Here is a 919-nt window from a genome sequence, read left to right as displayed (position 1 = left end):
TACCTGTTCAGCTCGATTTCCAGTCTATTTTGAACGATTCTTTTAACAGTGGCAATCCTTTAAAACCGGTCAAACGCAGAAATCCTGATTCTTTTTCTTTTATGGGCGTTTGTCCTTTTTGTGGCGCTCCAAAAGAATATATCTATGACAATAACAGCGGTAAAGGCCAGTTCCAGTGCAAAGCCTGTAAAAATACCTTTACTATTAAAACTTCTCCTTCAGGTGCATCCGGGATTTACTGCCCTTACTGTAATACTAAGCTTGTCTTAAAACATGACCGCAAAGGTTTTCTTGTTTTTGCATGTTCCAGCAAAAAATGCGAACATTACAAAGCCAACAAAAAACTTTTAAGCGGAGGTAAGGCTGAACACCTGAAAACATCCAGCGGCCAGTATCTTCTTCACTATCATTACCGTGAATTCAAGTTCGATCTGGAAACTTTACGTAAGGTCGATGATACTGTTTCCGGTCCTGTTAATTTATCACGTATCCATTATGATCAGAAAGTTCTGGGCCTTGTTTTGACCTATTATGTCAACTATGGGCTGTCTTCCAGAAAAACTGCTTTGATCCTTAAACAGGTCCATGGTTTGCGTATTTCCCATCAGACTGTCATTAATTATGCCAGTTCTGTTTCTGCTGTCATAAAACCGCTTATCGATAAATTGATGCTAGAATAAAAACTGGACTGGTTAAATGGAAGAACTAGCTAGTATATGGTACAATGTCATAAGCTTAAATCAAAAAACAGGAAAGAGGTATATGACAATGACTAAACCAACATTTACAGATGAATTTAAACAGGGAGTAGTTCAATATGTATTAGATCATCCTAACGAATCTAAAGTAGCAGTTGCTAAAAAGTTTGGTATTGCTGACAGCACAGTCCATAAATGGCTTAAAGATGCCAATAATAATG

The 919-nt window shown here is 37.4% G+C and carries 2 protein-coding genes; both read left to right on the top strand.

The window, feature by feature from the left end; genetic code table 11:
* On the top strand, positions 1-680 hold a 680-nt coding region (locus B5F09_RS14930; RefSeq protein ID WP_162607848.1), incomplete at its 5' end, for a transposase.
* Between the two features lie 16 nt (positions 681-696).
* A partial coding sequence (locus B5F09_RS15505) for a transposase (RefSeq protein ID WP_143357538.1) occupies positions 697-919 on the top strand: 223 nt, incomplete at its 3' end.

The sequence above is a fragment of the Erysipelatoclostridium sp. An173 genome (assembly GCF_002160495.1).
In the GTDB taxonomy this organism is placed as follows: Bacteria; Bacillota_I; Bacilli_A; order Erysipelotrichales; family Coprobacillaceae; genus Thomasclavelia; species Thomasclavelia merdavium.
Note: the sequence above shows the minus strand (reverse complement) of the source record. Positions and strands in the feature narration are given on the sequence as shown.